Genomic DNA, 2229 nt, shown 5'->3' with positions numbered 1-2229 from the left:
GTTCCATACCAATCGGCACATTGCAAAGGCCGATGATTTTGGAAATATTACTGTGACGCAGAACTGCTTCCGTTACCATTCCTGCAGGATTCGTGAAGTTAATCAGCCATGCTTCCGGACATAATTCCTCCATTTCATGAGCAATATCCAGAATGACGGGAATCGTTCTAAAAGCCTTGAAAAGCCCTCCTGGTCCGTTCGTCTCCTGTCCGATCACTCCGTGTTTCAATGGAATCCTTTCATCAAGCGCCCTTGCTGCTAGCTGGCCAACCCGCAGCTGGGTTGTTACATAATCAGCGCCTTTAAGCGCTTTCTTTCTGTCTAACGTGAGATGGACTTCAATATTCACACCAGCCTTTTCAATCATCCTTTTTGCCAAATTCCCGACAATTTCAAGCTTTTCCTTTCCCGCTTCGATGTCCACGAGCCAAATTTCACTCACAGGAAGTTTTTCATGATATTTGATGAAACCTTCGATCAGTTCGGGCGTATAGCTCGAACCTCCGCCAATCGTGACAATCTTCAGCCCCTTGCTCATTCAGCAGTCCTCTCCTTCACAGCCTCTGCATGTAAGAATTCTTCGCGTAGATCAATCATTTCAATTGCAAGATCCTTTATAGTCATCGCTGTCATTAAATGATCTTGTGCATGCACCAGGATAATGGGAAGATCAAATTGGTCCCCGCCCGCCTCAGCATGGATTAATTGGGTTTGGTATTTATGGGCTTGCAGTAATTCCTTTTCGGCCTCGGCTATTTTCACGCGAGCAGAATCAAAATTCCTTTTCTTTGCTTCCTGCATCGCTTCCATTGCAAAGCTTCTCGCATTCCCGCTATATAAAATCAATTGAAAGGATAGCTGGTATAATTCTTCTTTTTCCATTTTCATCACCGCTTTCTTAAACGCTTAGCGTTTCTGAATCTTTTGTAAGCTCTGTTTTATTTTTGGTGTCTATCTTCACTTGAGCATAAACGAATGGTAAATAAATCACTGTTGAAATGACTAAGTTGATTGCAGCCAAGACCGCTCCGGACATATGCCCGCCTGTCGCCAGGAATCCACCCACTATCGGAGGGGTAACCCATGGAATCTTGGCGACGATCGGGAAAACCATTCCGCTGCTTACCGCGATATAAGAGATCACGGTTGTAATTACCGGGCCGAGAACAAATGGGATGAACCACATTGGATTCAGAACGATAGGCAACCCGAAAAGAATGGGTTCGTTAATCTGGAACACTCCTGGTGCCCCTCCGAGTGCAATCATCTGTTTATACCGTTTCCGACCGGCAATGATCATTGCAATGATCAGGCCCAATGTTGCACCAGATCCGCCTAAATAAACAAATGCATCCAGGAAAGAACCCGCCAATACCCCGTATTGATCCATGTCTTTTATGCCTTTTGCATATAAATCGATATTTTTCACTCCCGAACTTTCAAAAAGCGGTGTCGTGATCCCGCCAAGGATATTGGGTCCATGCAAACCGATCATCCATAATAAATGAACAAGAAATACTAGTAAAATAGCGAATGGCAATGAATCTACTGCACTTTGTAATGGAGATACAATCACTTTACCAAGCCAGTCATTCAGTATCTGCCCATCCGTAATTTTACGGAATAGCAGTCCGAATACACCAGCGATAAAGATCGTCGCCATACCCGGCACTAACTTTGCAAATGAACGGGCTACCGCTGGGGGTACTCCATCAGGCAGCTTGATGACTAAATATTTCACTCGTGAAAGTCTCACAAAGATTTCAGTGGCAATTAAGGCAACGACAATTCCTGTAAATAAAGCTGTAGCATTAAAATAGTTAACGCTTACAAAACCCCATGCCCCGCCTGTTACATCCTTATCATCGATGGTCAAGGTGACATTTCCGATTTGAGGCAATAATAAGAAGAAACAGGCTGCGGAAACCAACATCGCTTCAAAACCATCGTCACCGTATGATCGTGCCAATTTATAAGAGATGCCGAATACAGCGAATACCGTCATGAATGCAAAGGTTCCAAACCAAATATCACCGCCCAGCGTATTCCATGCAGGACCGAAGATGGCCTCCATCATTCTACCGTAAGGCTTGATGACTTGCCCTAGATTATTAAACAGGACGGCGAATGACCCAATCATTGTAATCGCTATCATTCCAATCAATGTGTCACGGATCGCAAGCAAATGCCGGTTATTTCCTACCTTTACCGCCCCAGGCATAATATCTG

The 2229-nt window shown here is 44.5% G+C and carries 3 protein-coding genes; all 3 read right to left on the bottom strand.

All coding sequences use genetic code 11. From position 1 onward, the window contains the following. A partial coding sequence (locus ACFVSH_RS25690; RefSeq protein ID WP_483878314.1) for a family 4 glycosyl hydrolase occupies window positions 1–538 on the bottom strand: 538 nt, incomplete at its 3' end. Beyond that, complete coding sequence (locus ACFVSH_RS25685) at window positions 535–882, bottom strand: PTS sugar transporter subunit IIA (RefSeq protein WP_387708586.1); 348 nt, start codon at window positions 880–882, stop codon at window positions 535–537. The genes ACFVSH_RS25690 and ACFVSH_RS25685, both read right to left, overlap by 4 nt. Window positions 883–898: 16 nt before the next feature. After that, window positions 899–2221 (bottom strand): PTS sugar transporter subunit IIC, encoded by a 1323-nt coding sequence (locus ACFVSH_RS25680; protein ID WP_387708588.1) that lies wholly within the window; start codon window positions 2219–2221, stop codon window positions 899–901. Between the last annotated feature and the right edge of the window lie 8 nt (window positions 2222–2229).

This window comes from Peribacillus sp. NPDC058002, assembly GCF_042886655.1.
GTDB classification, from domain to species: domain Bacteria; phylum Bacillota; class Bacilli; order Bacillales; family DSM-1321; genus Peribacillus; species Peribacillus aracenensis.
This window is presented reverse-complemented; position numbering and strand designations above follow the sequence as displayed.

Coding starts and splice junctions, on each gene's coding strand:
- ACFVSH_RS25685 (WP_387708586.1), bottom strand. CDS start 882: ATGGAAAAAGAAGAATTATACCAGCTATCCTTTCAATTGATTTTATAT.
- ACFVSH_RS25680 (WP_387708588.1), bottom strand. CDS start 2,221: ATGCCTGGGGCGGTAAAGGTAGGAAATAACCGGCATTTGCTTGCGATC.